The following is a 24,907-nucleotide window of genomic DNA, read 5'->3' on the forward strand; positions in this document are numbered from 1 at the left end:
TTTAACCGAACCTCCCCGTTATGTAGTCGTTTGTTGCCTTGTTTTTGGGATTCGTAAAAAGCCTGTCGGTCGCGCCGTATTCCACGAGAGAGCCTTCGTAGAAAAAGGCGGTGAAATCGGAGACGCGCGCGGCCTGCTGCATGTTGTGGGTGACGATTGCGATTGTGTAGTCGCCCGAAAGCTCGCCGATTAAGTCCTCTATCCGCGCGGTCGATTTGGGGTCGAGGGCGCTGCACGGCTCGTCCATGAGAAGCACCTCGGGGCTTACCGCGAGGGCGCGGGCAATGCAAAGCCTCTGCTGCTGTCCGCCCGACATTCCCAGCGCGTTCGAGCGAAGCCTGTCCTTCACCTCGTCCCAAAGGGCGGCGCGGCGTAGGGAGGTTTCGACGATTCCGTCAAGCTCGCTCTTCGACACTCCGCCTTTGAGGCGCACGCCGTAGGCTACGTTGTCGTAAATGCTCTTCGGGAACGGATTCGGACGCTGGAAGACCATGCCGACGCGCCGCCTGAGCTCGGGGACGTCGAGACGCTTGTGGTAGATGTCGACGCCGTCGAGCGAAAGAAGCCCCGTCGTGCGGCAGCCGTCCACGAGGTCGTTCATGCGGTTTATGCAGCGCAAAAAGGTGCTCTTTCCGCAACCGCTCGGCCCGATTATCGCCGTCACCTTGCCGCGCTCGAATTCGACGTCCACGTTTTTGACCGCGTGGAATTTTCCGTAGTAGACGGAGAAATTTCTGGCGGCTACGGCGAAGTCGCGCCGTTCGGGGGCTTCGGTTGGAATTTTTATGCTGTTTTCCACTTTTGTTTTTTCTTCGTTGTATGTTTGCGTCATGATTTCATTTTGCTCCTCATGCGCGCCCTGACCCATATCGCGACCCCGTTGAGAAGCAGGACTATCGATATGAGCGTGAGCACCATTCCGTACTGGACGTGCGCGACGCGCTCGGCCATTTCGTGTTCCGAACAAATATTGTAGATGTTCCACGGCAGCGCGGGCGTCGCCTGCGTGAACACTTCGCTTAGCGCGAGCGCCGCGCCCGTGCTCGTTGCGGCGGTGAAGATAATCGGCGCGGTTTCGCCCGCGGCGCGTCCCATCGAAATGATTATGCCCGTAAGCATTGAGGGCAGCGCGGCGGGGAGAATCACCGTGCATATCGAGCGCCACTTGCCCGCGCCCAAGCCGAGCGCCGCCTCGCGGTACGAGTTGGGAACCGCCTTCAACGCCTCCTCGCAGCTTCGGATAATTGTGGGCAAAATGAGAAGCGCGAGGGTTATCGCGCCCGCAAGCACGCTCTTGCTTTCCGACACTTTCACGGTGTTGATTAAAAACGCCAAGCCGAACAGGCCGAACACTATCGACGGAACGCCCGCGAGAGTTCCCACGCACATGCGCAGAACGGAGGCTACGCGCCCGTTCCTTGCGTATTCGGCAAAGTATATCGCGGCGATTATTCCGAGGGGCGCGGCTATCAGCATCGAGCCGAATGTGAGGTAGAACGTGCCCAAAATCATCGGGAATATTCCGCCGAAAATGTTGGAATCGTAGGGGTCGTCGAAGAGGAATCCCAAGTAGAGGGCGAAGTGCGGGCGCAGCATGGCGTCGAAATTTCCGTCAACATACGCCACGATTTTCTCGACGGGTGTGCCTCGGAAATACTCTGCCGACGAAACGCGTTTGAGGAACTCCGCCCCCGAAGCGTCGCGCCCGCGAACCGTGATTGTGTTCACGGAATTTTCAAGAACCGCGCGGGCGTTGTCGAGGCGCGTCTGTCCGTACTTGCGGCGCAGAAGCTTTGCGCGCTCGCGGGCGGCGGAATCGCGCGGGCCGAGAAGCTCGGCTATGCCGTCGCTCAGGGTTTCGTAGGCGCGGTTGTTTTCCTCCAACACGGCGAGGGCTTCGGCGATTTTCTCGTGCGGAATTTCGCCCGCGTTTCTGCGCAACGCGCTCTTTTCGGAAAACGTAAGCTTGCGGATTTTTCCAAGCTCGGCGATTTCCCCGCGAACGGCGTCGGCGATTTTTCCCTCCTGCCGCGCGAGGATTTCGGCAAGCGCAAAAGATGTGCCCGCAGCCGAAGCGTCGGCAACTTCGCGTTCGAGCGCGGAAACGTAGGGCTTCCAGAATTTTTCGGACGCCGCGCGGATTGCCTTTGCGCGTGCCGCGCCGCCCAATTTGAGAGCCGCGAAAATTTCGCCCGATTCCGCAGGCATTCCCGCAGCCGACTTCGCGAACGCCTCGTCAAGCCCGCGCTCCAAAGCCTTTGCCGAGGCGGGGTTTTCGTATTCGGACATCATTTTGTAGAGCGGCTCTCGCGCGGCGTCGGCTTCGGCTATCCGCGTTTTTTCGGATTCGGAAAGGTCGTCGCCGACGACTTCGCCGAGGAATTTTTCGTGCTCGACAGTCGCCGTAAAGGCGAACGCCCCCGCGCCGTTCCAAATTATCGGCGCAAGGAAAAGCACAACCGCCAACGCCATCGCCGCAAGCGAGGAATACGCGAGCGCGGTAAACGCCTTGTCCAAAATTTTTCTGTTTGAAACGTTCATTTTCTTTTCGATTTAAAGCCCGACCCGACCCACTGTCCCGCGGCGTTCAGAAGCAGCCCGCCGAGCAGCAGGCATAGGCTCACGGCAAACAGGACGTGGTATCTGTCCGACCCCGTGCTCTGGTCGGCTTCGCCCATTTCGCCCGCAATTGTCGCGGTGAGCGTGCGCACGGGTTCGAGGAAATTGTAGAAAGGTTCGGGGATTTTCAGCGAGTTTCCGCTCGCCATCCACACGACCATCGTTTCGCCGACAACCCTCATCAAGCCGAGAATCACGGCGACAGCTATGCCGCTTTTTGCGCAGGGAAGCAACACTTTGAAAATCGTCTCGAAGCGCGTGGCTCCGAGCGCGAGCGAACCCTCGCGCATGTCGCGCCCGACCGACGCAAGGGCGTCCTGCGAAATGCTCACGATAGTCGGCAACGCCATCACCGCAAGAATCACCGACGCATTCAGCGCGTTCGTGCCGCTCGAAATTTCGACGAACGAAACGCGGTACGCCGCCGCGCACACAAGCGCAAGCCCCGCCGCGGTAAAAGCCGCGTCGAACGCCGCCCTCGCGCCCGCCTTTTTGAAAAGCCGCCCCGAAATGCCCGCGCCGAACGCAAGCCCGAAAATCAGCGCAAGCGGCACGCCCGCAAGCAATATCGCGGCGGAAAGCAGCGCGCCGCCGCGCGTTTGGAGAATCGGCGCGAATACTACAATCGCGAAAAACCCGTACGCCACGGAGGGAATCGCCGCAAGAAGCTCGACGACGGGCTTGAAAATCTGCGCGGTCTTTCCGCCCACGATTTCGTTCAGGCAGACCGCAGTCAAAATGCCGAGCGGCACGGCGACCGCGCACGAGCCTGCCGTTACCATCAGCGTTCCGTAAAAAATGGAGAGCGCGCCGAAATGCGGATTCGCCTCTTTCGACGGGCTCCAATCCGTGCCCGTGAAAAACTCTTTCAGGTGCGCCAGATTGTCGAAGAACGGCAGCGCCTCCTTGGTTATGAAAAATATTATGAACACGACCGCAAGCGTCGGAACGGCGGTAATACACAGCAAACCCGCCCTGCCGAGGCGACCGGCGACGGCTTTCGCCGCGTCGGTACGCGCGTCCATAATCAGACTGTTTTTCCTGCTTTCCATGGAGACGCCGCCTCGGGGTTGTTATTCGCAAACGGGAATGTATCCGAGGTCGGAGACGATTTCCCTGCCCTCCTTCGAGAGGTGGAGCGTTACGAAGTTATACACGTCCGAACCCATTTTCGGGTAGCCGTTTGTGAACATGTAGAGGGGGCGGGCAATCGGATATTTGCCCGTCGAAACGCTCTTTGCGGCGGGAAGAATGCCCTCCACGGAAAGCGGTTTTACGGTGTCGTCAACGAAGCCCAAGCCGACGTACGCGATTGCGTTTTTGGTCGTGTTGACGCGCGTGCGAGCCTGACCGTTGGAGCCGACGTATTCGGCGTCCTTTGTAATGGCCGCCTTTTTGAGGACAAGCTCGTTGAAGGTTTCGTAAGTGCCGCTGTTTGTGTCGCGCGAGACGACCACGATTTTCGCGTCCTCGCCGCCGAGCTGTTTCCAGTTGGAGATTTTGCCCGTGTAGATGTCGGCGATTTGCGAAACCGTCAGAGCCTTGACGGGGTTCTTGGGGTTGACCACAACCGCGAGACCGTCGAACGCCACGACGTGCGCCACGGGAAGAATGCCCTTGTCCACGCAGCTTTTAAATTCGGCGGGCTTCATGAAGCGCGACATGTTGGCGATGTCGCAGGCGTTGTTCATGAGGCTCTTTACGCCGTTGCCGCTGCCCGATTCGCTGATTGTGATGTTTACGCCGGAGTGGTTTTCCTTGTAGAAGTCGGCAAATGCCTTGGAAATCGGGCCGACGGTCGTCGAGCCGTCGATTACGATTTTCGTTTCCGCAGAAGCCGCCGCGCCGCAAAGCGCGAGGACGGCAACCGCCGTGATTTTTGCTATTTTCGACATTGTGTTTTTCATGTTGTCGTTTCCTTTCGGTTGAAATTTTTATGCGTTAGAAGAGAACCTGAACCTGCGCGCGAACCGCGTTTGCCTCGGAGTGCTGCGCAACCGATGCCGCGCCCGCCTTTACGCCGTTGAGCTGCGCCCATTCGTAGCCGAGCTGGAATTTGAGGGCGTCGCCGTTGATGTACCAGTTTGCGCCAATGTACACGCTTTGCGCGGCGTCGAACGCGGAGTTTGCGTTGGCGTTGCGCACGCCGTCGGACATCTTCACGCCGCGGCCGTCGGTGTCGAGCCATGCGTAGCGGACGACGGGGGCGATTTTTCCGAAGTCGCCGATGTCGAACCTGTATTCCGCGGCGACGTTCGCGCCCATGGGCGTCGCGTTTTCGGAGTACGAATTTCTGCCGTCCTCGACCTGCGCGAGCATGAAGTCGGCGTAGAAATTAAGGCCGAGATACTGCGCGGTGATGTAGGGATTGACGCCGATTACCTCGCGGTGCTGCCCGTTGTTGTTTACGTTCATGCCGTTCGTGTAGGCGAAGTTCGCGCCCGCCTTCAAGGACACTTCGTCGATTTTCGCGCCGTAGGCTACGATCGCGCCGTACATGAGGTTGTTGTCCGCGCCGCCCGCCATTTTAGTCGGGCTGTTGTTATAGGAGTTCGTGACGGAAAGACCGTATTCAAGCCCCTTTACCTGCGGAATTTTTCCCGCCCAGAAAACGCCCGTGTGGCGTCCGCCGAAGCCGAGCCTTCTGCCGTTCGCGTTTTCGGTGAAGTAGCGCGTGGCGGGCGAACGCTCTATCGTAAGCAGTTTCGACGAAGAGGTGTTTTCCTCCAAGCCGAAGTTGATTTTCCGGTATCCGAAGCCGAGCTTGCCTTGGAGCGAATCCCAATCGACCTTTTTGGTTATTACAGCCTTGTCGATGTAGCCGTCGCCGTCGCGTGCGAAGTCGGCAACGAGTTCCGCCGACCAGCCCGAACCCAGGTCCGCCGCCGCGCCGAGGAACATTCGCCTCATGATGAAATCGTTTTTGGCGGCAAGCGAGCTTTCGACACCGCCGGCGGTTTCGTCCACGTTTATGTTTTCGTACTGCATTTGCAGCCTGCCGATTAGCTTAATCGACTTTGTGGTCTTTTCCTTCGGCGCGACCGCAACCGATTTCTTCGAAACGGAAGCCGCCTCCTCTTTTGTAATAATCCCTTTGCTCACGAGCAAATCGAGAGTTTGTTTGTCCTGCGCATTCAGAACCGAAGCCGCCGCCATGAGCAGCGTTCCGATTACCGTAGATGTGATTTTGTAGTTCATTTTGTTTTTTTGCGTTTCGCCGAATGTCTTTTCCGACCTTCGACGCCGCATATCTTCGCATTTCCGTGTTTGCGCTTTATTGGGACTTCGCGGGGATTCCGTTTTTTACGCGTTAAAATATCGCACACAAAAATTAGCCCTTTATGCGCCCGATGTTAGAAGTTTGTTAGCGCGAAAAACATCGTTGACGCCGCCCCGACATACGCTAAAAGACGGGTAGACAATTCCGAATATGGCATACATAAAAAAGTCGAGGGGCGTTTTCGCCCGAATCTTCGCGTCGGCGACGCTTGTCGGCGCAATAATAATCGCGGCGTTCGCATTCGCCGCGCACGGCATAGCCGAACGCACCTACCGCGAAAGCGTCGAAAGGCTGCTGTCCGACTCCGCCGATTTCGTCGCGGACGCGGTAGACGAAAAACTGCCCGCCGAAACGCTGTCGAAAATCTGCGCCGTCCACGACAAAAACACGGGGATACGCACGACGCTCATAAACGCAAAGGGCGAGGTTGTTGTTGACTCCCGCGCCGACAGCGAAACGATGCTAAACCACCTCAACCGCGCCGAAATTAAAAAGGCTCTCGACGGCAAAAAAACCTTCACCGTGCGCTACTCCGACACCCTGCGGACAAAAATGGTCTACGCCGCAGTCCCCGCGGGCGCGGAAGGCCCCGACGGCTACGAATACTGCGTGCGGCAGTCGATGCCCATGCAGAAGCTGCTTGCGGCAAAGAAGCTCATTTCCGCCGAAATAATCGGGCTTTCGCTCGCGGCAATCGTGATGGCTGCGGCGTTTTCGTTCGCGCTGGCAAAGCGCATTTCAGCGCCCCTCAAACGCCTGACGTTCGCCGCCGACGAATGCGCGCGCGGCAACTTCGACGCCCCCGTGCCGTCGAGCGACATTTCCGAAATCGAACGCCTCGGCAAGTCGGTTCTCGCGATGTCGCAAAACCTCAAAAAGCGCATAAACTCGCTCTACAAGCGCAACTGCGAGCTTGACGAAATGTTCGGATATATGACCGACTGCGTTTTCATATGCTCGCAAAAGGGAGTTTTAAAGAAATTCAACAACGCATGCGCAAAACTGTTCGGATTGGACAATTCCGAGGGCAAAATAAGAACGGTAGAGGCGTTCAGAAACAGCGCAATCCTCGACGCAATCGACGAGACTTTCGGCGGCAAGGGGGAAGTTCGCAGGGACGTCGAGATTTCGAGCGGCAAAACCTACGCGCTCGTCGGCACGCTCCTGCCCTACGAATCGGCGACGCCGCGCGCGCTTTTCGTCATGCGCGACGTCTCCGCGGCGAAGCGGAACGAAGCCCTCAGGCGCGAGTTCGTGGCGGGCGTCTCCCACGAGCTGAAAACCCCGATTACCGCAATCAAAATGGCGGCGGAAACCCTCGAATACTCCGACGGAAACGCCGACGACGAAAAGCGGTTCGTGGCGATAATCGAAAAGGAGTCTGACAGAATGGACACGCTCGTAAACGACATGCTTCTGCTTTCGAAAATCGAATTCGAAAAGAAGTTCGACGCCGAAAATTTCGAGTACTTCCCAATCCGCTCGGCGATTGAAGAGTCGGTCTCGGCGCACGAATCGCAGGCGCGGGCGCGGAGGGATTCGGTCGAAATCGAATGCCCCGAAAACCTCCAAGTGCGCGGCGACTTCCAGCTTATCCGCCTTGCGGTAAGCAACCTCGTGGGCAACGCGGTGAAGTATGCCGGCGACGGCGCGAAAATCAAAGTATCCGCCCGCAATGGCGAGCGCGGCGGCGTGAAAATCACGGTGTCCGACAACGGCGCGGGAATACCGCCCGACGCCCTGCCGCACGTCTTCGAACGCTTCTACCGCGTGGACAAGGGACGCTCGCGCGCGATGGGCGGCACGGGGCTTGGGCTTGCACTCGTAAAGCACATAGCGATACTCCACAAAGGCGGCGTTTCGGCGCGGAGTGTTTTGGGAAAAGGCTCGGAATTTTCAATCACAATCGGATAGGATTTGCCATGTTCGACAAAAAAATATTAATAATCGAGGACGAGGAAAGCATAGGAGAGCTTATCGAATTCAACGTCGAAAAAAGCGGCTACAAGTGCTCGCGCGTCGATTCCGCCGAAAAGGCGCTCGCGCGGCTCGAAAAGGGCGAACTCTTCGACCTCATTCTGCTCGACCTCATGTTGACGGGCATGGACGGGCTGGACTTCTGCAAAATCTACCGCGCGGAGAAATCCTACCCGCAGGTGCCGATTATCATGCTTACCGCAAGAAGCGAGGAGGCGGACATCGTAAGCGGGCTTGAATTCGGCGCGAACGACTACATCACAAAGCCGTTCAGCCCGCGCGTCCTGCTGGCGCGAATCAAGGCGCAGCTGCGCGACGACAAGTCGGGCGCGGAGGAGGCTGCTGCGACGGTCTCGCGCAACGGAATAGAGCTGAACCCAGAATTCCACGAGGTGAAAATCGGCGGCAAGCCCGTCGAGCTTACCGCGAACGAATTTTCGATTCTCGAAACATTCCTGAAAAACACGGGCAGGGTCTTCACGCGCGACGCCATCATAAAAAGCCTCCACGGAGACGGATACCCCGTCACCGACAGAGCGGTGGACGTCGCGATTGTAAACCTCAGAAAAAAGCTCGGAAGCCGCGCAAAGCTGATAGAAACCGTGCGCGGCGTGGGCTACAAAATGTCGAGGTAGAACCCGCGCGAAAATTAGGGCGCAAAAAAATTCCGCGAATCGGACATTCGCGGAATTTTTGTTTTCGGAATTTCGGATTAGTCTATTTTCAGCTCGTGAATAGACCAGTAGAACGGCTTTGCCTTTTCCGCGACAAACTTCACATAACGCGCCTTGAAACCCGTAGGGAACTTGACGACTACGGCGTTTTTGGAGCGCGAAATTCCGACGGCGGCTTTCGAAAGCGCGGCGTCGGACGCGCCCGCAAAAACCGAAAATTCGTCGGGGAAGTCGCGCGCGGAAGCGCCGAGGTTGAAGGACACCGCCGAGACGCGTTTCGGGAAGCCGAAATCGAAGGCAATCCAGTCGCCCGCGCTTATTGTAGAGCCTGTGGTGAAGCGGGTTTTGGGGTCGCCGTCGAGCGCGTATTTGAAGTTCTGCGCGCCCCTGCACGCAAGGTATTTCGTCTTGGCGTTCTTCACGGCGGCGCGGATTTTTGCAGCCTCCGCCGGCATTCCCGCCCTTTCGAGCGGTTCGGCGGTGTCGGGCGACGGGAACTTTACGGCGGACTCGGCAAGCGACGCCTTTTCGGCGTCGGAAAGCGGCTGCGAAAGCATGTACGCGATTGTCGCGTCGTCGAGGCCGCAACGCGCGGCAAGCGTCAAAATCGCGGCTCTCGCCTCAGATTTCGCGCCGTCGGTCTTCGCCGTTTTCGCGATTGCCACAAGCGGCGCCAACGCCGACTGGTTCTTCCACTGTCCGAAAGTTTTTACAGTCTCGGAGCGGAATCCGTCGGTAAACGCGCGTTTCATGAAATCAACCGCGGCTTCGGAGGAGTCGAACGCCGCGAACCTCACGAGGTTGCGCTTCACGGCGGGCTTGCACTCGCCGTACGCCGCCACCGTTTCGGAGAGCATTTGCGGAGTGAAATCCGCCGAAGAACACTTCAAAAGCACCTTGACCGCAGCGCGGCCTAGCTTTGCGTCGAGCGTCGGCAGAAGCTTTGCGACGGTCGAGAAGACTTCGGGGGTTGCGATTGTCTCCGCCGTTTTGAGCGCGGAAAGTTTCGTCTCCGCCGCCGCGGCGTCGAAGCCCGCGAACAGCTTGGGGACGAATTGCGAAAGGTCGAACTTTGCGAGCGCGCCGACGAGGAACGCCGACCGCGCTGGCGTGTCGGCTTTCGCGGCAAGCAGCATCAGGGCGTCGGCTACGTCGGCGTTTTTCGCCGAAACCGCGTAGCCAATCATTGCGGGGCGCATCTGCGCGGAGACATATTCCGACGCCGCCAAGACCTTTTCGGTGTCGGAGGTTTTGCCCTCGCGCGAGAACACCGCCGCAAACGCGACGGCGAACGCCTCCGACTTCGGTTCGAACGCAAGAGCCTCCGCCGCCCTTTCGCCGCGTTCGAGTAGCGCGTACGCGAGCATCGCCCTTCCCGTTTCGTCGAGATTTCCGAAGTTCAGATACTGCGGAATTTTCGCGTCGGGATTTTTCGAAAGGAACTTGAAGAGTCTGCAACGCTCCGCCGCGCTTTCGGGAAGCGACGCGGGAACGGCGAATTTCGCCTCAGAATTTTTCGCAACCCTTTCGCCGCGGCGGCAGTCGAGCGCGGCGGAAAGTTTGTTGCGAACCTGTTCGGGCGTGCCGCCGTCGGAGGCGAGCTTTTCGAGAACGCGCAGGTTTTTGTCGGACGAGATTCCCGACGCGTCGAGCAGCTCGCCGAGGAATGCCCTGTATTCCGAGCTTCCCTTCGCGGCGGAAAGCTCGGAGACCGCGAAGTTTTCGATTTCGGCGCAGTATTTTTTGTCGAAGTTGTTTGCATAGACGCCGAACAGAATTCCGTTGATTTCCTCGTCGCGCGGCTGTCCGAATTTGAGGTCGGCAAGCTTTGCGATTTGCGCGGGCGCGGGTTTTTCCGACATCGGCGCGAGCACCGACTTCCCCGTAAACGGAAGCGGCGAAGTGTCCGCCTTCAAGTCTCCGCATGCGAACTGCGCAAGGCGCAGGAAAAACTCCTGAACTTTCGGATTGTAGTAGTTGTTGTCGGCGTGCCCGATTGTCGTGTAGGCAATGCGCCCCCTGCCGAAAGTCTTGACGTATGCGGCGGCGAAGTCGTTGTCGGAGCGGAACGCGAAACGCGCCTCGCGGGCGGCGGTCGTAAGCGGACTGCGCGACTTGTCGAGCCGCAAAATCACGCGGCACTTCGAGCGGTCGTAGGACTTGCCGAGCATGTAGATTTCCTCGCGGAGCTTGAACGCCTCGCCGTCCCAGATTCCCCTGACGAGCGGCGACTGCGCGTCGTCCATGACCAAAGTCACGGGCGCGTTGGAGAAATACCACGGGTGCGCGACGAACTCTCCGCCGAGCATGTCGGTGTACGCGCGGTTGCGGAACGCGTTGTAGTTGTAGCTGTCCACCGCCGCGTGGATTGCGAATATGCCGCCGCCGTTGCGGACGTACTCGATTACGTTTTTGCAGATTTCGTCGGAGCGTTTCTGAACTGCGGCGCGTTCGGCGGGCGGCAGTTTCGACATTTTCTGCTGCGGCTCGCCGAAGCACATGCCCGTTGTGTTGTTGAGCACAAGGCAGTCGTACTGCGCGAGGCTTTCGGGCGACAGGTCGGACAAATCCTCCGAAATTTTCGCGCTCCAAACGCCGAGCTTTTCGCCCATGTTCGAGAGCGCGAGCTTCGCCGCTGGAATGCCCTGTTTGTGGCGGTATCCGCATGTGCGCGAGAACACGAGAATCTTGCGCGGTTTCCGCGGGGCTGCCGCGGCGCGTTTCGGGCACGCGGCTTCGATGTTTTCGAGGTTCTTCCCCTTTATTTCCATGTCCTGCGCGAACGAGAGAATCTGCGCCGACACCGCGAAAGCCGAAAAAATTGCGATAAGTTTTTTCATCTTGCAATGTTCCTCCCTGTTAGGCGATATTAGCCCATTCGCCGCGGTTTTTGCGCGACAGATATTTGTTCGCATCGGAATCGCCCACAAAGCGGCGGGTCTTCCAGTCCCATTCGAGCCTGCGTCCGAGCTTGTAGGCGATGTTGCCTATGATGCACATGTTGCAGCTCGACACCCCGATTTCCGCAGGGCAAATCGGCGGGCGGCCCGTGCGGATTGCGTTGAAGAAATTGTCCTTGTGCCCCTCGCAGACGTAGGGGAAATCCTTTTTGGGCGCGATTTTCCCCGAACGCAGAGACGGCTTGTCCGCCCAGAAAATTCCGCCGCGCGACGCCGTCGCCACGCCCTCCGTCCCGACGAAAGTCACCATCGCCGAGCCGTGCGGATAGCCTCTTTCGGCGAGAATCTTCGGCTGCCCGTAGTAGACCATGACGCCGTTTGCGTACTCGTAGCAGATGTTGCGGGTGTCGCTTTTAATGCTTCTGTTTTGGTCTTCGAAAACGTGGACGTACTTCGGGCCTTTGCCGTCCATGCCAAGCCCCCACTGGGCGATGTCGAAGTGGTGCGCGCCCCAGTCGGCCTGCATGCCGTTGCCGTAGTCGTAGTGCCAACGCCACGCGCCCCACTGGTGCGAATAGCGGTTGGGCGGAGGGGCGAGGAACGGAAGCAGGTTGCTCGAAAACGGACGCATGGGCGCGGGGCCAATCCACATGTCCCAATCGACGCCCTTCGGGGTTTCCTCCGCCGCCCAATTATAGATTACGGGAAACTTTCTGCCGATGTTGCACCAAACCTGCTTGATTTCGCCGAGCATGCCGCTGCGGGCAAGCCTTACCGCCTCGCGGAAGCTCGCCTCGCTACGCTGTTGCGAGCCTGTCTGGAAGACGACGCCGTTTGCGTTCACCGCGTCTATAATCTGCCGCCCCTCGTCCACGGTGAACGTGAGCGGCTTTTCGCAGTAGATGTGCTTGCCCGCGCGGGCGGCGAGCACCGAAATAATCGCATGCCAGTGGTCGGGGGTTACGATGAACACAGCGTCAACCGACTTGTCGGCGAGCAGGTTTCTGAAATCCTTGTGGGTTTTGACCGCCACAGACTCTCCGCGCTTTTTGTAGAAAGACTCTATTCTGTTTTTGTTGAACGACAGCCGCTCGTCGTCAACGTCGCAAATCGAAGTAATGCGTACGGACTTGTCGTAGAGCAGCCCCGATATGTGCCCGCTCATCATTTTGCCGAGACCGATAAGCCCCAGATTGATTTTGTCGTTGGGCGAGCCGTTCGCAAAAAGTCCGTTCGAGACAAAGAACGGAGCGGCGGCGGCAAAACCCGCGTTTTTCAGAAATGTGCGTCTTTCCATAATTAATGTGTGTGCGTTTACAAATTCAAAACTATTCGGGACGCCCGAATTCGGGCAAGCAAATATTTACAAAAGCCGATTAGGCAAACCTCATTCGATTGAGCGCCTCCCACAAAAATCCGCATATCCATTATTTGCAACAAGTAAACCCCGCGAAGGCGGCGGACAATCTTTTAAGTCGAATTGTGTTGACGTATGCGGGTTTCGAAAGCTATATTGGAGGGCAATTTTTTAGAGTCGGTGGGCGTATTTTGCGCAAACCGGCGTTTATTGTAGCTCTATTTTAATACATCATACAATCATGAAGAAAAACAACAGCGTAATTACGGACGGCAACGAAGCGGTAGCCTCGATTGCCTTCCGCGTAAGCGAAACAATCGCAATTTACCCAATCACGCCGTCGTCGCCTATGGCGGAGTCGTGCGAGGAATGGGCAGTTAAAGGCAAGAAAAACATCTGGGGAGTTACCCCCTCAATCAGCCAGCTCCAAAGCGAAGGCGGCGTTGCCGGCGCGGTTCACGGCGCGCTCCAAACGGGCACGCTTATGACCACCTTCACGGCGTCGCAGGGTCTGCTGCTGATGATTCCGAACATGTACAAGATTGCGGGCGAACTCACAAGCTTTGTCATGCACGTTTCGGCTCGCGCCCTCGCCCACCACGGCCTCTCGATTTTCGGCGACCAGACCGACGTAATGGCGTGCCGCCAGACGGGCTTTGCAATGCTCTGCTCGAACAGCGTTCAGGAAGCGCACGACATGGCGCTCATCGCGCATGCGTCGACGCTCGAATCGCGCGTGCCGTTCTTGCACTTCTTCGACGGTTTCCGCACTTCGCACGAAATCAACACTTACGAGCCCATCTCCGACGACATAGTAAGGCAGATGATTCCTGAGGAAAAGGTTCTCGAATTCCGCAAACGCTCGCTCAGAAACGAAAATCCGTTTATCCGCGGCACGGCGCAGAACCCCGACGTATACTTCCAGAGCTGGGAAGCGCGCAACCCCTACTACGCGAAATGCGCGGAAATCGTCGCCGAACAGATGGAAAAATTCGGCAAGCTCACGGGCAGAATCTACAAGCCCTACCAGTATGTGGGCGCGCCCGACGCCGAAAAGGTCGTAGTCCTCATGGGCAGCGGCGCGGAAACGACCGAAGAAGTTTCGGCGTTCCTCAATAAAAACGGCGAAAAGACGGGCGTTCTGGCGGTCAGAATGTTCCGCCCGTTCAGCGTCAAGATGTTCGCGGAAGCCCTCCCAAAGACGGTCAAGACAATCACGGTTCTCGACAGAACAAAGGAACTCGGCGCGATGGGCGAACCGCTCTATCAGGAAATCACAGCCTCCATTGCGGAAGCGCGCAACAGCGGTTTCCTCCCGCGCTCGTTCGACCCCGTCGTTCTCGGCGGCAGATACGCGCTCGGCTCGAAAGACTACACCCCCGCGATGGCGAAGGGCGTGTTCGACAACATGTCGGCGGCTACCCCCAAGAACCACTTCTCGGTCGGCATTATCGACGACGTTACCAACAACTCGATTTCGTACGACGAATCCTTCAAGCTTGACGACCCCGCCGTTCTCAGCGCGGTATTCTACGGTCTCGGCTCGGACGGCACGGTCGGCGCGAACAAAAACACAATTAAAATCATCGGGCACGAAACCCCGAACTTCGCGCAGGCGTACTTTGTGTACGACTCGAAAAAGAGCGGCGGCATAACCGTTTCGCACCTGCGCTTCGGTCCCAACCCGATTCGCGCGCCCTACCTTGTGCGCCACGCGCAGTTCGTGGGCTGCCACCAGTTCTCGTTCATGCAGAAATACAGAGTGCTCGACTGCGCGGCGGAAGGCGCGGTATTCCTGCTCAACTCAATCTACGACGCAAAAACCGTTTGGAACCACCTCAACCGCGAGGTTCAACAGACGATTATCGACAAGAAGCTCAAATTCTACGTCATTGACGCATACCGCGTCGCCAAGGCGATGGGCATGGGCGGCAGAATCAACACGATAATGCAGACCTGCTACTTCGCGATTTCCGGCGTCCTCCCGAAGGACGAAGCAATCGCGAAAATCAAGGCGGCAATCGAAAAGACCTACGGCAAAAAAGGCCCGCAGGTTGTCCAGAAGAACTTCGCGGCGGTTGACGCTTCGGTCGAAAACCTCCAACAGGTCGAAGTTCCCGCGGAAGCTACGGCGGAGGCAGGCTTCCCGCCCGCGGTTTCCGACAAGGCTCCCGATTTCGTCAAACGCGTGACGGCTATCATGATGAGCGACGAGGGCGACAAGCTCCCCGTTTCGGCTCTGCCCGTTGACGGCACTTGGCCGTCGGCTACCACGCAGTGGGAAAAGCGCAACATTGCAATCGACATTCCCGAGTGGAATCCCGACCTCTGCATTCAGTGCGCAAAGTGCGCCACAATCTGCCCCCACGCGGCGATTCGCGCAAAGTTCTATCCGAACTCGGTTCTCGAAAACGCGCCCGCAGACTTCAAGCACGTCGCGTTCCGATCGCCCAAGAACCCCGACTGCTCGTTCACAATTCAGGTTGCTCCCGAAGACTGCACGGGTTGCGGTCTCTGCGCGACGGTTTGCCCCGCAAAGAGCAAGACCGAAGAGGGCGTCAAGGCTCTGATGATGACCGCGCAGGAGCCCATTCGCGAAAAAGAGGAAAAGAATTTCGAATTCTTCCTCTCGATTCCGAACCCCGACAGGCTCAAGCTCGGCGACACCGTCAAGGACGTCCAGTTCCGCCAGCCGCTCTTCGAGTTCTCCGGCTCGTGCGCGGGTTGCGGCGAAACACCCTATGTCAAGACGCTCACCCAGCTCTTCGGCGACAGGCTCTTCATCGCAAACGCGACGGGTTGCTCCTCCATTTACGGCGGCAACCTCCCCACGACCCCCTACTGCGTCAATCAGGAAGGCAGAGGCCCCGCTTGGGCGAACTCGCTCTTCGAAGACAACGCAGAATTCGGCTACGGCTTCCGCATTTCCCTCGACAAGAAAGAGGAAATGGCGAAGGAACTCGTAAAGAAGTTCGCCTCCAAGCTCGGCGACGACCTCGTTAAGGACATTCTCGAAGCAGACCAGTCCACGGAAGCGGGCATTGCCGCGCAGCGCGAAAGAGTCGCGGCGGTCAAGGAAAAGCTCGCGGGCGACAACTCCGCGGAAGCGCAGTCGCTGGCGGTTCTCTCCGACGACCTCGTCAAGAAGTCCGTCTGGATTCTCGGCGGCGACGGTTGGGCGTACGACATCGGCTACGGCGGTCTCGACCACGTTCTCGCAAGCGGCAAGAACGTCAACATCATGGTCATGGACACCGAAGTTTACTCCAACACCGGCGGCCAGATGAGCAAGTCCACGCCTATCGGCGCGGTCGCAAAGTTCGCCTCGCAGGGCAAATCCACCCCGAAGAAAGACCTCGGCATGCTCGCGGTCGACTACGGAAACGTGTATGTCGCCCAAATCGCAATCGGCGCGAACGACGCTCAGGCTATCAAGGCGTTCAACGAGGCCAACAGCTATGAGGGTACTTCGCTGATTATCGCGTACTGCCACTGCATCTCGCACGGCTACAACCTCGTAAACGGTCCCGCCCAGCAAAAGGCGGCTGTCGATTCGGGCTACTGGCCGCTGTACAGATACGACCCGCGCAAAATCGCGCTCGGCGAAAATCCCTTCAAGCTCGACTCGAAAGACCCGAAGATTCCCGTTGCGGACTACATGAAGGTCGAAAACCGCTTCAAGATGCTGCAAATGCAGAATCCCGAACGCGCGGCCATTCTCGATGCCGAAGCTCAGGAATTCGTAAACTTCCGCTGGCAGAAGTACAAATACCTCGCTAATAGGTAGCGGGAACCTGCGGGACTTGTTTGTTCCGTAGCAGAGTCATACTCGAAAACGAAAGGGGGCAGTACTCAAGTACAGCCCCCTTCCTTTTTCTCCGTGTGCCTCTCCTACGGAAGCAAACCGTTCCCCGCAGAACCCCGCTGGGTAGTGTGCGGATTGCCGAGAGGTTTGTAATTTTAGGGCGCGAGGTTTTCGCGCAGGTAGATTTGGATTTTTTTCTTTTAGGGTTGCCTGTCGGAGTGAAGTTGGGGGCTGGGTGTTTTCTCTTGGTTATTTTGCATAAAGGCGCATGAAACTTCGGGATTGTTTTGTTCCGTAGCAGAGTCATACTCGAAAGCGAAAGGTGCGCAGTACGAAAGTACAGCCCCCTTTTGTTTTCTCCGCGAGCCTCGCCTGTGCGCCAAACCGTTCCCCGCAGAACCCCGCTGGGTAGTGTGCAGATTGCCGAGAGGTTTTTTATTTTTGTGCGCGATGTTTTCGCGCGATAAATTTTGATTTTGTTTTTAGGATACCTCGCGGAGGAAGTCGGGTTGCAAGAGTTTTCTGTTTTACTTTTTCGCGGGGAATCTTCTATTCATATATTTATTGACTCGAAATGGCGATGGGGTTATTTGTTTTTCATGTTCAGGTTGTTTGTTGTTTACTTTTTTTTAATTGGCTCGCTTTTTGCTTCTGACGATGTTTTCAATGTGCGCGATTTCGGAGCTATTGGAGACGGCTCGGTTTCGGACACCGCCGCCATTCAAAGAGCCATTGACGCCGCCGCAAAGGTCAACGGCACTGTTATTTTTCCCGACGGAAACTACCGTTGCGCGGGACTGAAAACCTATCCAAACATAAAACTGAAAGGCGAGCCGAAGTGGGGCTATTCGGTTTCCTATGGCGCGAATTTGATTCTCGACGACTATTCCGCAGAGTGTCTCATCGACATCACCGATTCCCGAAACATTCACATTTCGGGGCTTAATCTCAACGCCTCCCGCAAGCCGAACTCGAAAACGCACGGAATCATGTTCGACAAAAAGGGCAAGCCGCGCAATTCCGACACCGACACTATAACAATCGAAGACTGCAAAATCCGAGGGTTTTCGGGGCACGGCGTCTATCTGCGCAGTGTCTTTGTTCTGATTATGCGCCGCTGCATGATAAACAAAAATCTCGGCAGCGGCGCAGAGTGCAGCGGCTGCGATTTCTATGTCATAGACAACGTATTCGGCGCAAACGGCAAGTACGGCTTCGGCGGGCGCGTGTCTTCGGGCATGTTCACGCACAACCGCGTTGAATGGAACGAGTCTTACGGACTGTATCTCGGCAGGGGCGGCAACTACTGGAACATTGTCGGCAACCAATTCGACCACAACCACGGCGCGGGCGTTTTTATTGACGGCGTGTGGTCGGTTGCAATCAACGGCAACGCTTTCCGCCGCAACGGCAGAAATTCGGCAAAGCTATTCGAGGGCGAAAATTCCGCGAATTTATTGGTAAGGTCGAAGGGCGTTTCCGTAGCGGGCAACACCTTTATGGCGGGGCACACCGACGGAAAAAAAGACTACTACACGCCGCGTTTCGGCATTCTTTTTGACGATTCGGAATCTTGCGCGGCAATCGCAAACACGATGCACCACGGCTACACGGAAGCTCCCGTTAAGGCGGTAGGCAAATTCGAAAACTGCGAAGTCAAAGACAATCCGCACTCGCCGCACCCGCAAAACTACTGATTCTGAATGGGCGAAAAAAAAACAAAACCGCAAGGCTGAATGCTTTGCGGTTTGGGAAAGGGTTTGCGCGGGCGTTTGCATGAAGCAATCGCGCCGATTATCCTGCGGTTTCCTGAACGAGGATATGAATTACTTTGATATGTATTTCCTGAACGCGGTCGGAGTATTCCGACATCGGCGCGCGGATTTCTATATCGGCGAGTTTTGCGAGTTCGCCGCCGCCTTTGCCCGTCAGCGCCACCACAGTTATCCCCATTTCGCGCGCGGTTTTCGCCGCTTCGACAACGTTTTTCGAATTTCCGCTCGTGCTAAGCGCAAGCAGGACGTCGCCTTTTTTGCCGACTCCCTCGACGTATCTTGAAAACACGATGTCGGGCGAGAAGTCGTTTACGGTGCATGTAAGATACGCGGGGTCGTTGATTGCGATTGCGGGGAATGGGCGGCGGTTTTTTCTGAACCGCGCGGTAAGTTCTTCGGCAAAGTGCGTGGCGTCGCACAGCGAGCCTCCGTTGCCGCAGGCTAGTATTTTATTGCCGCAGTCGAGGGCGATTTTCATCGTCTTTGCCGCGCTTTCGATTGCGTCGATTGTCGCGGGGTTGGATACGAATTTGTCGAGCGCGTTTTGCGCCTCTTTTAGCGAATTTACGATGTCCTCTCTCATTTTATTTCTCCGATTGCAAAATTCCGTTTGCCGCAACAGACACCGCCGCGATGTCGCCTATCGACTCGCCGAGAAGCGCGGGAACAACTTTGCATTTTTTTGCGGCGTTCGGCAAAGCTTCCGCGTCTATGATTTTCTGCATTTCCCTGCGGATAAGGTTTTCGGAGCGGGCGAAAATACTGCCGATGACTATTGTCTGAGGGTTCAGAATGTCGATTAGAATCGAGATTCCGAAGCCCAGTTTCCTCGCCGAAATTTTATACACTTCGATTGCCGTCGGGTCTCCCGCGTCGGCGGCTGCGGCTATGTTTTTTGCGCTCACCAAGTCCAATTCGGCGGGCGACGCGCAGAATGCGCACGCTTTGCCCTGCTGGAAAAGTTCCGCCGCCTTTGCCCTGCCGAGCTGGGCGATTCCCGAACCGCTGCAAAAACCCTCGAACGACCCCGCCTTTGCGTAGCCCACAGGCCCGAATTCCGACAGTCTGACGTGCCCGACCTCCCCCGCGTTGTCGTTTGTGCCCGCGTAGAGTTTGCCGTCGAGGATAAGCCCCGCGCCAAGCCCCGTGCCGAAGGTCATAAACACCATATTCTTGGAGCCTTTGCCCGCGCCGTAGAGCCATTCGGCGAGAGCGCATGCGTTGGCGTCATTTTGGAGGAATGTAGGCACGCCGAGTCTGCGGCGAACGATTTCGGTAATTTTAACGTTGTCCCAGCCTACGAGGTTCGGAGGCGACATTATCACCCCGCGCGAGCTGTCGAGCGGCCCACCGCAGCTTATGCCGACCGCCGAAACGCTCTTTGCGCGGGCTGCCGTCTTTTCGGCGGTTTCGAGGATTTTTTCAATCGTCGCCTCGGGATTGCCGACAATCGTCGGAAAGGACTTTTTTTCGAATATTTCGGGCGTTCCGCCGTCGGCGCGTTCGCGGGCGGCAACCACGGCGCATTTTGTTCCGCCGATATCGATTCCTATAAATTGTCTCATAAAATTCCTTTTAGTTTAACGTTTAAGTGAAAATTAAAAGCTTCTTTTTCTTGGTCAAACAAAAAAAGGAAAATTCGAAGCAAAATTACGCGCCGAGGGTCGAAGCGCGTTCGACAATGTCAACCTTTACGATTTCCGTTTTAGGCTCAGCGGAGGGAGATGCTATGCGGCGCAGCACCGTTTCCGCGCCGACCGCCCCGATTTCCTCGCAATCGACATGCACCGTAGTAAGCGGCGGCGTGCAGCGGGTTGCAAGAACCGTGTCGTCGAAGCCGCAGAACGCGACGGCGTCGGGTACTTCAAAGCCCATCGACAGGGCGCGGCACATAAGCGAGGTCGCCAAATCGTCGTTGCTTGCGAGCACCGCGGTTGGCCTGTCGGGCAATTCGAGCAGTTTTTGAAGTTCGTCGCCGCCCTCTTCGTTAGTCGCGAAATTGCGCACAACTCTCGGCGCAAGCCCCGCGTTTTCGACAGCCGCAAGGTAGCCCTTAATGCGCATGTCGGTATTGAAGTCGGAATTGTCGTAGGCAAGATAGGCGATTTTTTTGTGCCCCTGCGCGGCGAGCCGTTCGACAAGTTTTTGCGTGGCGGAAAGCCCGTCGGTATAGATTGAGTCTATTCCGGCGTAGAAAGAATCGAGCATGAGCATGGGAAGCCCGCAGTTTTTCAGCGACTCCGCCGCGCCGTCGGGAATGCGCCCGAGAGCCACGATTGCGTCCGCCTTTCCGCGCGACACGAAGCGCGGCTGCGCCCCCGCCTCCGCCACGTCCTGCGGAATTTCGGAAAGCAGGATTTCGTAGCCCAGCTCAGACAGGCGTTTCTGGAATCCGCACGTCATTGTGAGGTAGTATTCGCTCTTGAAAATATCGACGTTCGGGCGGTAGAACACCAACGCCACCGTCTCCGACTTCCCCAAGCGCAGCGCGCGCGCCGACGGGTTCATTTTGTAGGAGTATTTTTTTACGATGTCCAAAATTTTGTCGCGTATTTCCTCGCCGAACAGCCCCTTGTTGTTGAGGACGTTCGAAACCGTCGTCGTGGAGCAGCCCGCGAGTTCGGCTATGAATTTGAGTGATACTTTTTTGTTGCGCGCCTGTTGCATTATGGCGCAATTTTCACACGAGCCCGCCGCGCGTTCAAGCACAAAAAGACATCGCGTGCAACGCCGCAACCACGGCCGCAAGAACGGCGATTAGAAGCAGCCCCACAAGCACGTTTTTGAGTCGCAGGCGACGGGGTTTGGAATCGGTATCGGTGCGAGGTTTCATATTTTAAAAATCGGAAAAATTTAATTGCCTTAAAGCGAAGGCGCGGCGATATTGAAGCAAGCGATGAGAATTAAATACATGCACGTCGAAAATTTCAGGGGGCTCGTCGACGAACGCATAGAGTTCGACGAATCCATGACCGTGCTCGCGGGCGGAAACGGCGGGGGAAAGTCGTCGCTGCTGGAGGCGATTTCCATAATGCTTTCGTGGCTGCCCGCGGGGCTTCCGTCGGCGGAGCGCACGCCGATGAAGATACGGACTTCCGACATCACCGTAGGCAAAAGCTACTCGCGCCTCTCGATGATTCTCGGCGAGCGGCGCAAGCCCGACATCTCGCTTGCGCTCGTCAAACGCGCAAACCGCTCCGCGCCGAAAATCGACGGCAACATGGACGGCGCGAAAAAATACGCCTCCGACATGCGCGTCATGCTCGACTCCCCGCGGGGCGTCTCCGCCGACATACCCGTTTTCGTCCACTACGGCACGCATCGCAACGGCCGCTCCGCGCCGCTTCCGATGCGCAACGCCGACCGCACGAGCGTCTACGCAAAGGCGTTCGACGCGGGGACGGACTTCGGCAAATTCTCGCGCTGGATTTCGAAAGCGGTGCTCGACCGACGCCGCGAAATGGAGGACGCCGCCGCCCTTCCGCTCAAAGCCGCGAACAGGCGGCGCGAGGAAATCAACCTGAAATACGCGTCGGTCGCCGCCGTCAAACGCGCCATCGCCGACTTCGGCGACTCCTACTGCGACTTTTCAGTAAAGGACGGCGCATTGTTTTTAGGCTCAAAAAACGTCCCCGCCGCGAACCTTTCCGACGGCGAAAAAACCGTAATCGCGCTAATCGCCGACATCGCCATGCGCATGGCGGTCGCAAACCCGCAGAAGAAAAACCCGCTCGACACCTCCGCAATCATTCTCGTAGACGAGCTTGACCTGCACCTGCACCCCGACTGGCAGACGGCGATTGCCGAACGCCTGCCGCGCATTTTCACAAACGCGCAGTTCATAATTTCGTCGCACTCGCCGTCGATAATGTCGCTTGCGAAGAGCCTGTACAGAATCAGGGGAGACGGCGGGGAGTCGCGCCTCGAACACATAGACTCGGCTTTCGGCAGAAGCCCCGCCGACCTGCTTTCGTCGGTGCTCAACGCCTCGCGCGAATCCACTACCGCCGCGAAAATCGCGAAGATGTACGAGTTTATCGACGAGGGCAAATACGCCGCCGCCCGCGACATAATCAACGAGCTTGACAAACAGATTCCCGACGACCCCGAAGTCGTCCGCGCCGAATACCTCGTCCGCGCGCTGTCGGCAAGGAGCGGCGGCAAATGAGATACATTCCCAAACCCGCCGAGTCGGAAGCCCCCGAAGCTTTCAAACGCTGGAAAAAACGCCACCCCAACGCGAAGTATTCGTCGTTCCACAACGTGAGGGCGAAGTCGGCGTTGAAAGAGTCGCTGATAAGGCGGCAGAAATTTTTGTGCTGCTATTGCGAGTCGCGCATAACGGAGGAGACGTCGCACATAGAGCACATAGAGCCGCAGATGGGCGGGCTTTCCGCGCATACGATGGACTACGGCAACATGGCGGCGTCGTGCATAAAAGACCCCAAGAAATTCGAGGAAAAGTCCGAAGCCGCGCAGGCGGGCGTGGGCGTCTTGCGAGACGCCTACCTGCACTGCGGGCACGCGCGGGGAACGCGCCCCGCGGCGTCGCCCTACGACCCCGTCGTGGACGAGCTTTTCCGCTACTCTTTCGGCGGCGAAATCAAGGTGTCGCCCGAACTTTCGGACGAATCGAAAATCGAACTCGCGCGGGAAACTATCGACAACCTAAGGCTGAACGTCCCGACGCTCGCAAACCTCCGCAGGCTCGCCATGTACGAAACCGTGAAGCTGCTCGAAGCGGGAATACCGCCGGCGGTGATTCTGCGCGAAATCAACGGAAGGCTTCCGCCCTTCATAACGTCGGCGCAAAAGGCGGTGGAGGCATGGACGCGGGCGGCGGAAACCGCAGAAAAGTCGAAACAGGGAACACAATGCAAACAGGAAATTTCAAAATAGGCTGCCATCTCTCGTTCGCGGGCGGATACGCGCAAATGGGCAAAGACGCGCTTTCGATAGGCGCAAACGCATTCCAGTATTTCAGCCGCAATCCGCGCGGAGGAAAGACAAAGGACTTCGACCCAGCCGACGCCGAAAAGCTCAACGCAATCGCGGAGGAAAACGGCTTCGCGCCCTACCTCGTCCACGCGCCCTACACCTACAACCCCTGCTCGGCCGACGAAAAACTGCGCGTCTTTGCAAAAACCGCAATGGCGGAGGATTTGGAGCGGCAGGAAAACATCGGACACAGCTTCTACAACTTCCACCCGGGCTCGCATGTCGGGCAGGGAATCGAGCGCGGAATAGAGCTTATTGTGGAGCTTCTGAAAGAGGTTTTGCCGAAGGCGAAAACGACTGCGGTTCTGCTCGAAACAATGTCGGGAAAGGGAAGCGAAGTCGGCGGAACTTTCGAGGAGATTGCCGAAATAATCGACGGCGCGGGAAACCCCGAAAACCTCGGCGTGTGCCTCGACACCTGCCACGTCTTTTCCGCGGGCTACGACATCGTAAACGACCTCGACGAGGTCCTCGCAAAATTCGACAAAACGGTGGGGCTTGCGCGGCTCAAAGCAATCCACCTAAACGACAGCATGGCGCCCTTCGCCTCAAAGAAAGACAGGCACGAGACAATCGGCAACGGAAACATAGGTCTGGACGCCATAGTGCGCATAATCAACCACCCGCTTCTGCGGAATCTGCCGTTCTACCTCGAAACGCCGAACGACCTCGACGGCTACGCGCGGGAAATCGCCCTGCTGCGCTCAAAACGCGCATGAAACGCCGACGACGAAAGCCGAAAAACGCCGCGCTTAAAATCGCGCTCTGGGTTTTGAAACGCCGCTTTCTTGCGGCGTGCATTGCGGTTTTTATCGTGTTCGCGTTCGTCGGCAAATGCTCGAAAAACGAATATTCGGCGCGGACTCCCGAAGAAATCGCGTACCTGAAATCGCTCAGGGCGAAGTACGCGGGCGCGGGAAGGCGCGTCGATTTGCGCTCGGCCGAACACTCCATAGCCGAAGCTTGCGCGTTCATAGCCGCCGCCGAAAACGACGTCCCCGACTGGGACACCCCCGACGCCCGCGCCCTGCTCTTGGCGACCGCCGTTGTGGAAAGCGACCTCCGCGCAAGGTATCAGGACGGCGGCGGCGACGCAATCGGGCTGTTCCAAGTGGAGTACGGCACATACCGCGACCTCTGGCACAGGGCGATACGCTACAAACACCCACGACTCTACAAGGCAATGCGCGCGCGTTTCGGCGAGCCGCGCAGCGACGAAATCAGGTTCGAGGATTTGCAAAAAAACGACATTGTGGGCGCGATTTTCGCCCGCGTGAAATATTTCGAAAGCGGCGCGGAAATCCCCTCCGCCGACAATCCCGACGCGCAGGCGGCCGTCTACAAAAAGTATTACAACACGGCGGCGGGCAGGGGAGATGCGGAAATTTTCAAAAAAAAGACGCAAAAATACCTCCGCCCCGCCGCACAGGGCGGCAAATGATTATTCCGTTTTTTTAAATCATTGCACTATTTTGACTTTTTGTTTCGAAGAAAAGTTTTTTTGCTTTCCAAGCCGCGGGTT

General features: G+C 57.3%; 19 protein-coding genes. 8 read left to right on the forward strand and 11 right to left on the reverse strand.

What is annotated here, in order from left to right:
- Position 1 precedes the first annotated feature (1 nt).
- From pstB to P3B99_005425, 5 genes are read right to left on the reverse strand one after another with little or no spacing between them, the layout of a single operon-like run.
- Complete coding sequence (gene pstB / locus P3B99_005405) at positions 2 to 832, reverse strand: phosphate ABC transporter ATP-binding protein PstB (protein ID WYJ06648.1); 831 nt, start codon at positions 830 to 832, stop codon at positions 2 to 4.
- Positions 829 to 2,541: a phosphate ABC transporter permease PstA gene (pstA, locus tag P3B99_005410; GenBank protein ID WYJ06649.1), complete on the reverse strand. Its 1,713-nt coding sequence runs from the start codon at positions 2,539 to 2,541 to the stop codon at positions 829 to 831. The genes pstB and pstA overlap by 4 nt, the downstream gene beginning before the upstream one ends.
- Positions 2,538 to 3,671, reverse strand: coding sequence for a PstC family ABC transporter permease (locus P3B99_005415; protein ID WYJ06650.1), 1,134 nt, complete (start codon positions 3,669 to 3,671; stop codon positions 2,538 to 2,540). The genes pstA and P3B99_005415 overlap by 4 nt, the downstream gene beginning before the upstream one ends.
- Before the next feature lie 21 nt (positions 3,672 to 3,692).
- Positions 3,693 to 4,526, reverse strand: a complete 834-nt coding sequence (locus tag P3B99_005420) for a phosphate ABC transporter substrate-binding protein (GenBank protein WYJ06651.1) — start codon at positions 4,524 to 4,526, stop codon at positions 3,693 to 3,695.
- Positions 4,527 to 4,560: 34 nt separating this feature from the next.
- Positions 4,561 to 5,817, reverse strand: coding sequence for a porin (locus P3B99_005425; protein WYJ06652.1), 1,257 nt, complete (start codon positions 5,815 to 5,817; stop codon positions 4,561 to 4,563).
- Positions 5,818 to 6,049: 232 nt separating this feature from the next.
- On the opposite strand from P3B99_005425, the gene P3B99_005430 reads away from it, so the two are divergent.
- Both P3B99_005430 and P3B99_005435 read left to right on the forward strand, forming a co-directional pair.
- Complete coding sequence (locus P3B99_005430) at positions 6,050 to 7,813, forward strand: ATP-binding protein (protein WYJ06653.1); 1,764 nt, start codon at positions 6,050 to 6,052, stop codon at positions 7,811 to 7,813.
- Between the two features lie 8 nt (positions 7,814 to 7,821).
- Positions 7,822 to 8,511, forward strand: coding sequence for a response regulator transcription factor (locus P3B99_005435; protein WYJ06654.1), 690 nt, complete (start codon positions 7,822 to 7,824; stop codon positions 8,509 to 8,511).
- A gap of 77 nt (positions 8,512 to 8,588) precedes the next feature.
- Here the strand turns inward: P3B99_005435 and P3B99_005440 are convergent, their stop codons facing one another.
- Positions 8,589 to 11,390, reverse strand: coding sequence for a ThuA domain-containing protein (locus tag P3B99_005440; protein WYJ06655.1), 2,802 nt, complete (start codon positions 11,388 to 11,390; stop codon positions 8,589 to 8,591).
- Positions 11,391 to 11,409: 19 nt separating this feature from the next.
- Positions 11,410 to 12,747, reverse strand: coding sequence for a Gfo/Idh/MocA family oxidoreductase (locus tag P3B99_005445; GenBank protein ID WYJ06656.1), 1,338 nt, complete (start codon positions 12,745 to 12,747; stop codon positions 11,410 to 11,412).
- Between the two features lie 301 nt (positions 12,748 to 13,048).
- On the opposite strand from P3B99_005445, the gene nifJ reads away from it, so the two are divergent.
- Together nifJ and P3B99_005455 are read left to right on the forward strand one after the other, a co-directional pair.
- The gene (gene nifJ / locus P3B99_005450; GenBank protein WYJ06657.1) at positions 13,049 to 16,594 is read left to right on the forward strand and encodes a pyruvate:ferredoxin (flavodoxin) oxidoreductase; all 3,546 of its coding nucleotides are present in this window, start codon (positions 13,049 to 13,051) and stop codon (positions 16,592 to 16,594) included.
- A 686-nt stretch (positions 16,595 to 17,280) separates the two neighbouring features.
- Positions 17,281 to 18,309 (forward strand): right-handed parallel beta-helix repeat-containing protein, encoded by a 1,029-nt coding sequence (locus P3B99_005455; GenBank protein ID WYJ06658.1) that lies wholly within the window; start codon positions 17,281 to 17,283, stop codon positions 18,307 to 18,309.
- 97 nt (positions 18,310 to 18,406) lie between these two features.
- Here the strand turns inward: P3B99_005455 and P3B99_005460 are convergent, their stop codons facing one another.
- The 4 genes from P3B99_005460 to P3B99_005475 form a co-directional block, all read right to left on the reverse strand.
- Positions 18,407 to 18,970, reverse strand: coding sequence for an SIS domain-containing protein (locus tag P3B99_005460; protein WYJ06659.1), 564 nt, complete (start codon positions 18,968 to 18,970; stop codon positions 18,407 to 18,409).
- Between the two features lies 1 nt (position 18,971).
- On the reverse strand, positions 18,972 to 19,952 hold the full coding sequence (locus P3B99_005465; GenBank protein WYJ06660.1) for an ROK family protein: 981 nt from the start codon (positions 19,950 to 19,952) through the stop codon (positions 18,972 to 18,974).
- A gap of 85 nt (positions 19,953 to 20,037) precedes the next feature.
- On the reverse strand, positions 20,038 to 21,054 hold the full coding sequence (locus P3B99_005470) for a LacI family DNA-binding transcriptional regulator (protein WYJ06661.1): 1,017 nt from the start codon (positions 21,052 to 21,054) through the stop codon (positions 20,038 to 20,040).
- A 34-nt stretch (positions 21,055 to 21,088) separates the two neighbouring features.
- Positions 21,089 to 21,220, reverse strand: a complete 132-nt coding sequence (locus tag P3B99_005475; GenBank protein ID WYJ06662.1) for a hypothetical protein — start codon at positions 21,218 to 21,220, stop codon at positions 21,089 to 21,091.
- A gap of 63 nt (positions 21,221 to 21,283) precedes the next feature.
- On the opposite strand from P3B99_005475, the gene P3B99_005480 reads away from it, so the two are divergent.
- The 4 genes from P3B99_005480 to P3B99_005495 are packed head-to-tail and all read left to right on the forward strand — an operon-like array spanning position 21,284 to position 24,826.
- Positions 21,284 to 22,555, forward strand: coding sequence for an AAA family ATPase (locus P3B99_005480; protein ID WYJ06663.1), 1,272 nt, complete (start codon positions 21,284 to 21,286; stop codon positions 22,553 to 22,555).
- Positions 22,552 to 23,286 carry a retron system putative HNH endonuclease gene (locus tag P3B99_005485; protein WYJ06664.1) on the forward strand — a complete coding sequence of 245 codons (735 nt, stop codon included), beginning with the start codon at positions 22,552 to 22,554 and terminating at the stop codon, positions 23,284 to 23,286. The genes P3B99_005480 and P3B99_005485 overlap by 4 nt, the downstream gene beginning before the upstream one ends.
- Positions 23,262 to 24,104, forward strand: coding sequence for a deoxyribonuclease IV (locus P3B99_005490; GenBank protein WYJ06665.1), 843 nt, complete (start codon positions 23,262 to 23,264; stop codon positions 24,102 to 24,104). Before P3B99_005485 ends, P3B99_005490 begins: the two co-directional genes overlap by 25 nt.
- Positions 24,101 to 24,826 (forward strand): hypothetical protein, encoded by a 726-nt coding sequence (locus P3B99_005495; GenBank protein ID WYJ06666.1) that lies wholly within the window; start codon positions 24,101 to 24,103, stop codon positions 24,824 to 24,826. The genes P3B99_005490 and P3B99_005495 overlap by 4 nt, the downstream gene beginning before the upstream one ends.
- The last annotated feature ends 81 nt before the right edge of the window (positions 24,827 to 24,907 follow it).

This window comes from Opitutia bacterium KCR 482 (assembly GCA_029269845.2).
In the GTDB taxonomy this organism is placed as follows: Bacteria; Verrucomicrobiota; Verrucomicrobiia; order Opitutales; family Intestinicryptomonadaceae; genus Merdousia.

Coding starts and splice junctions, on each gene's coding strand:
- pstA (WYJ06649.1), bottom strand. CDS start 2,541: ATGAACGTTTCAAACAGAAAAATTTTGGACAAGGCGTTTACCGCGCTC.
- P3B99_005495 (WYJ06666.1), top strand. CDS start 24,101: ATGAAACGCCGACGACGAAAGCCGAAAAACGCCGCGCTTAAAATCGCG.
- P3B99_005445 (WYJ06656.1), bottom strand. CDS start 12,747: ATGGAAAGACGCACATTTCTGAAAAACGCGGGTTTTGCCGCCGCCGCT.
- P3B99_005425 (WYJ06652.1), bottom strand. CDS start 5,817: ATGAACTACAAAATCACATCTACGGTAATCGGAACGCTGCTCATGGCG.
- pstB (WYJ06648.1), bottom strand. CDS start 832: ATGACGCAAACATACAACGAAGAAAAAACAAAAGTGGAAAACAGCATA.
- P3B99_005435 (WYJ06654.1), top strand. CDS start 7,822: ATGTTCGACAAAAAAATATTAATAATCGAGGACGAGGAAAGCATAGGA.
- P3B99_005480 (WYJ06663.1), top strand. CDS start 21,284: ATGAGAATTAAATACATGCACGTCGAAAATTTCAGGGGGCTCGTCGAC.
- P3B99_005490 (WYJ06665.1), top strand. CDS start 23,262: ATGCAAACAGGAAATTTCAAAATAGGCTGCCATCTCTCGTTCGCGGGC.
- P3B99_005415 (WYJ06650.1), bottom strand. CDS start 3,671: ATGGAAAGCAGGAAAAACAGTCTGATTATGGACGCGCGTACCGACGCG.
- P3B99_005420 (WYJ06651.1), bottom strand. CDS start 4,526: ATGAAAAACACAATGTCGAAAATAGCAAAAATCACGGCGGTTGCCGTC.
- P3B99_005440 (WYJ06655.1), bottom strand. CDS start 11,390: ATGAAAAAACTTATCGCAATTTTTTCGGCTTTCGCGGTGTCGGCGCAG.
- P3B99_005460 (WYJ06659.1), bottom strand. CDS start 18,970: ATGAGAGAGGACATCGTAAATTCGCTAAAAGAGGCGCAAAACGCGCTC.
- P3B99_005470 (WYJ06661.1), bottom strand. CDS start 21,054: ATGCAACAGGCGCGCAACAAAAAAGTATCACTCAAATTCATAGCCGAA.
- P3B99_005430 (WYJ06653.1), top strand. CDS start 6,050: ATGGCATACATAAAAAAGTCGAGGGGCGTTTTCGCCCGAATCTTCGCG.
- P3B99_005465 (WYJ06660.1), bottom strand. CDS start 19,952: ATGAGACAATTTATAGGAATCGATATCGGCGGAACAAAATGCGCCGTG.
- nifJ (WYJ06657.1), top strand. CDS start 13,049: ATGAAGAAAAACAACAGCGTAATTACGGACGGCAACGAAGCGGTAGCC.
- P3B99_005485 (WYJ06664.1), top strand. CDS start 22,552: ATGAGATACATTCCCAAACCCGCCGAGTCGGAAGCCCCCGAAGCTTTC.
- P3B99_005475 (WYJ06662.1), bottom strand. CDS start 21,220: ATGAAACCTCGCACCGATACCGATTCCAAACCCCGTCGCCTGCGACTC.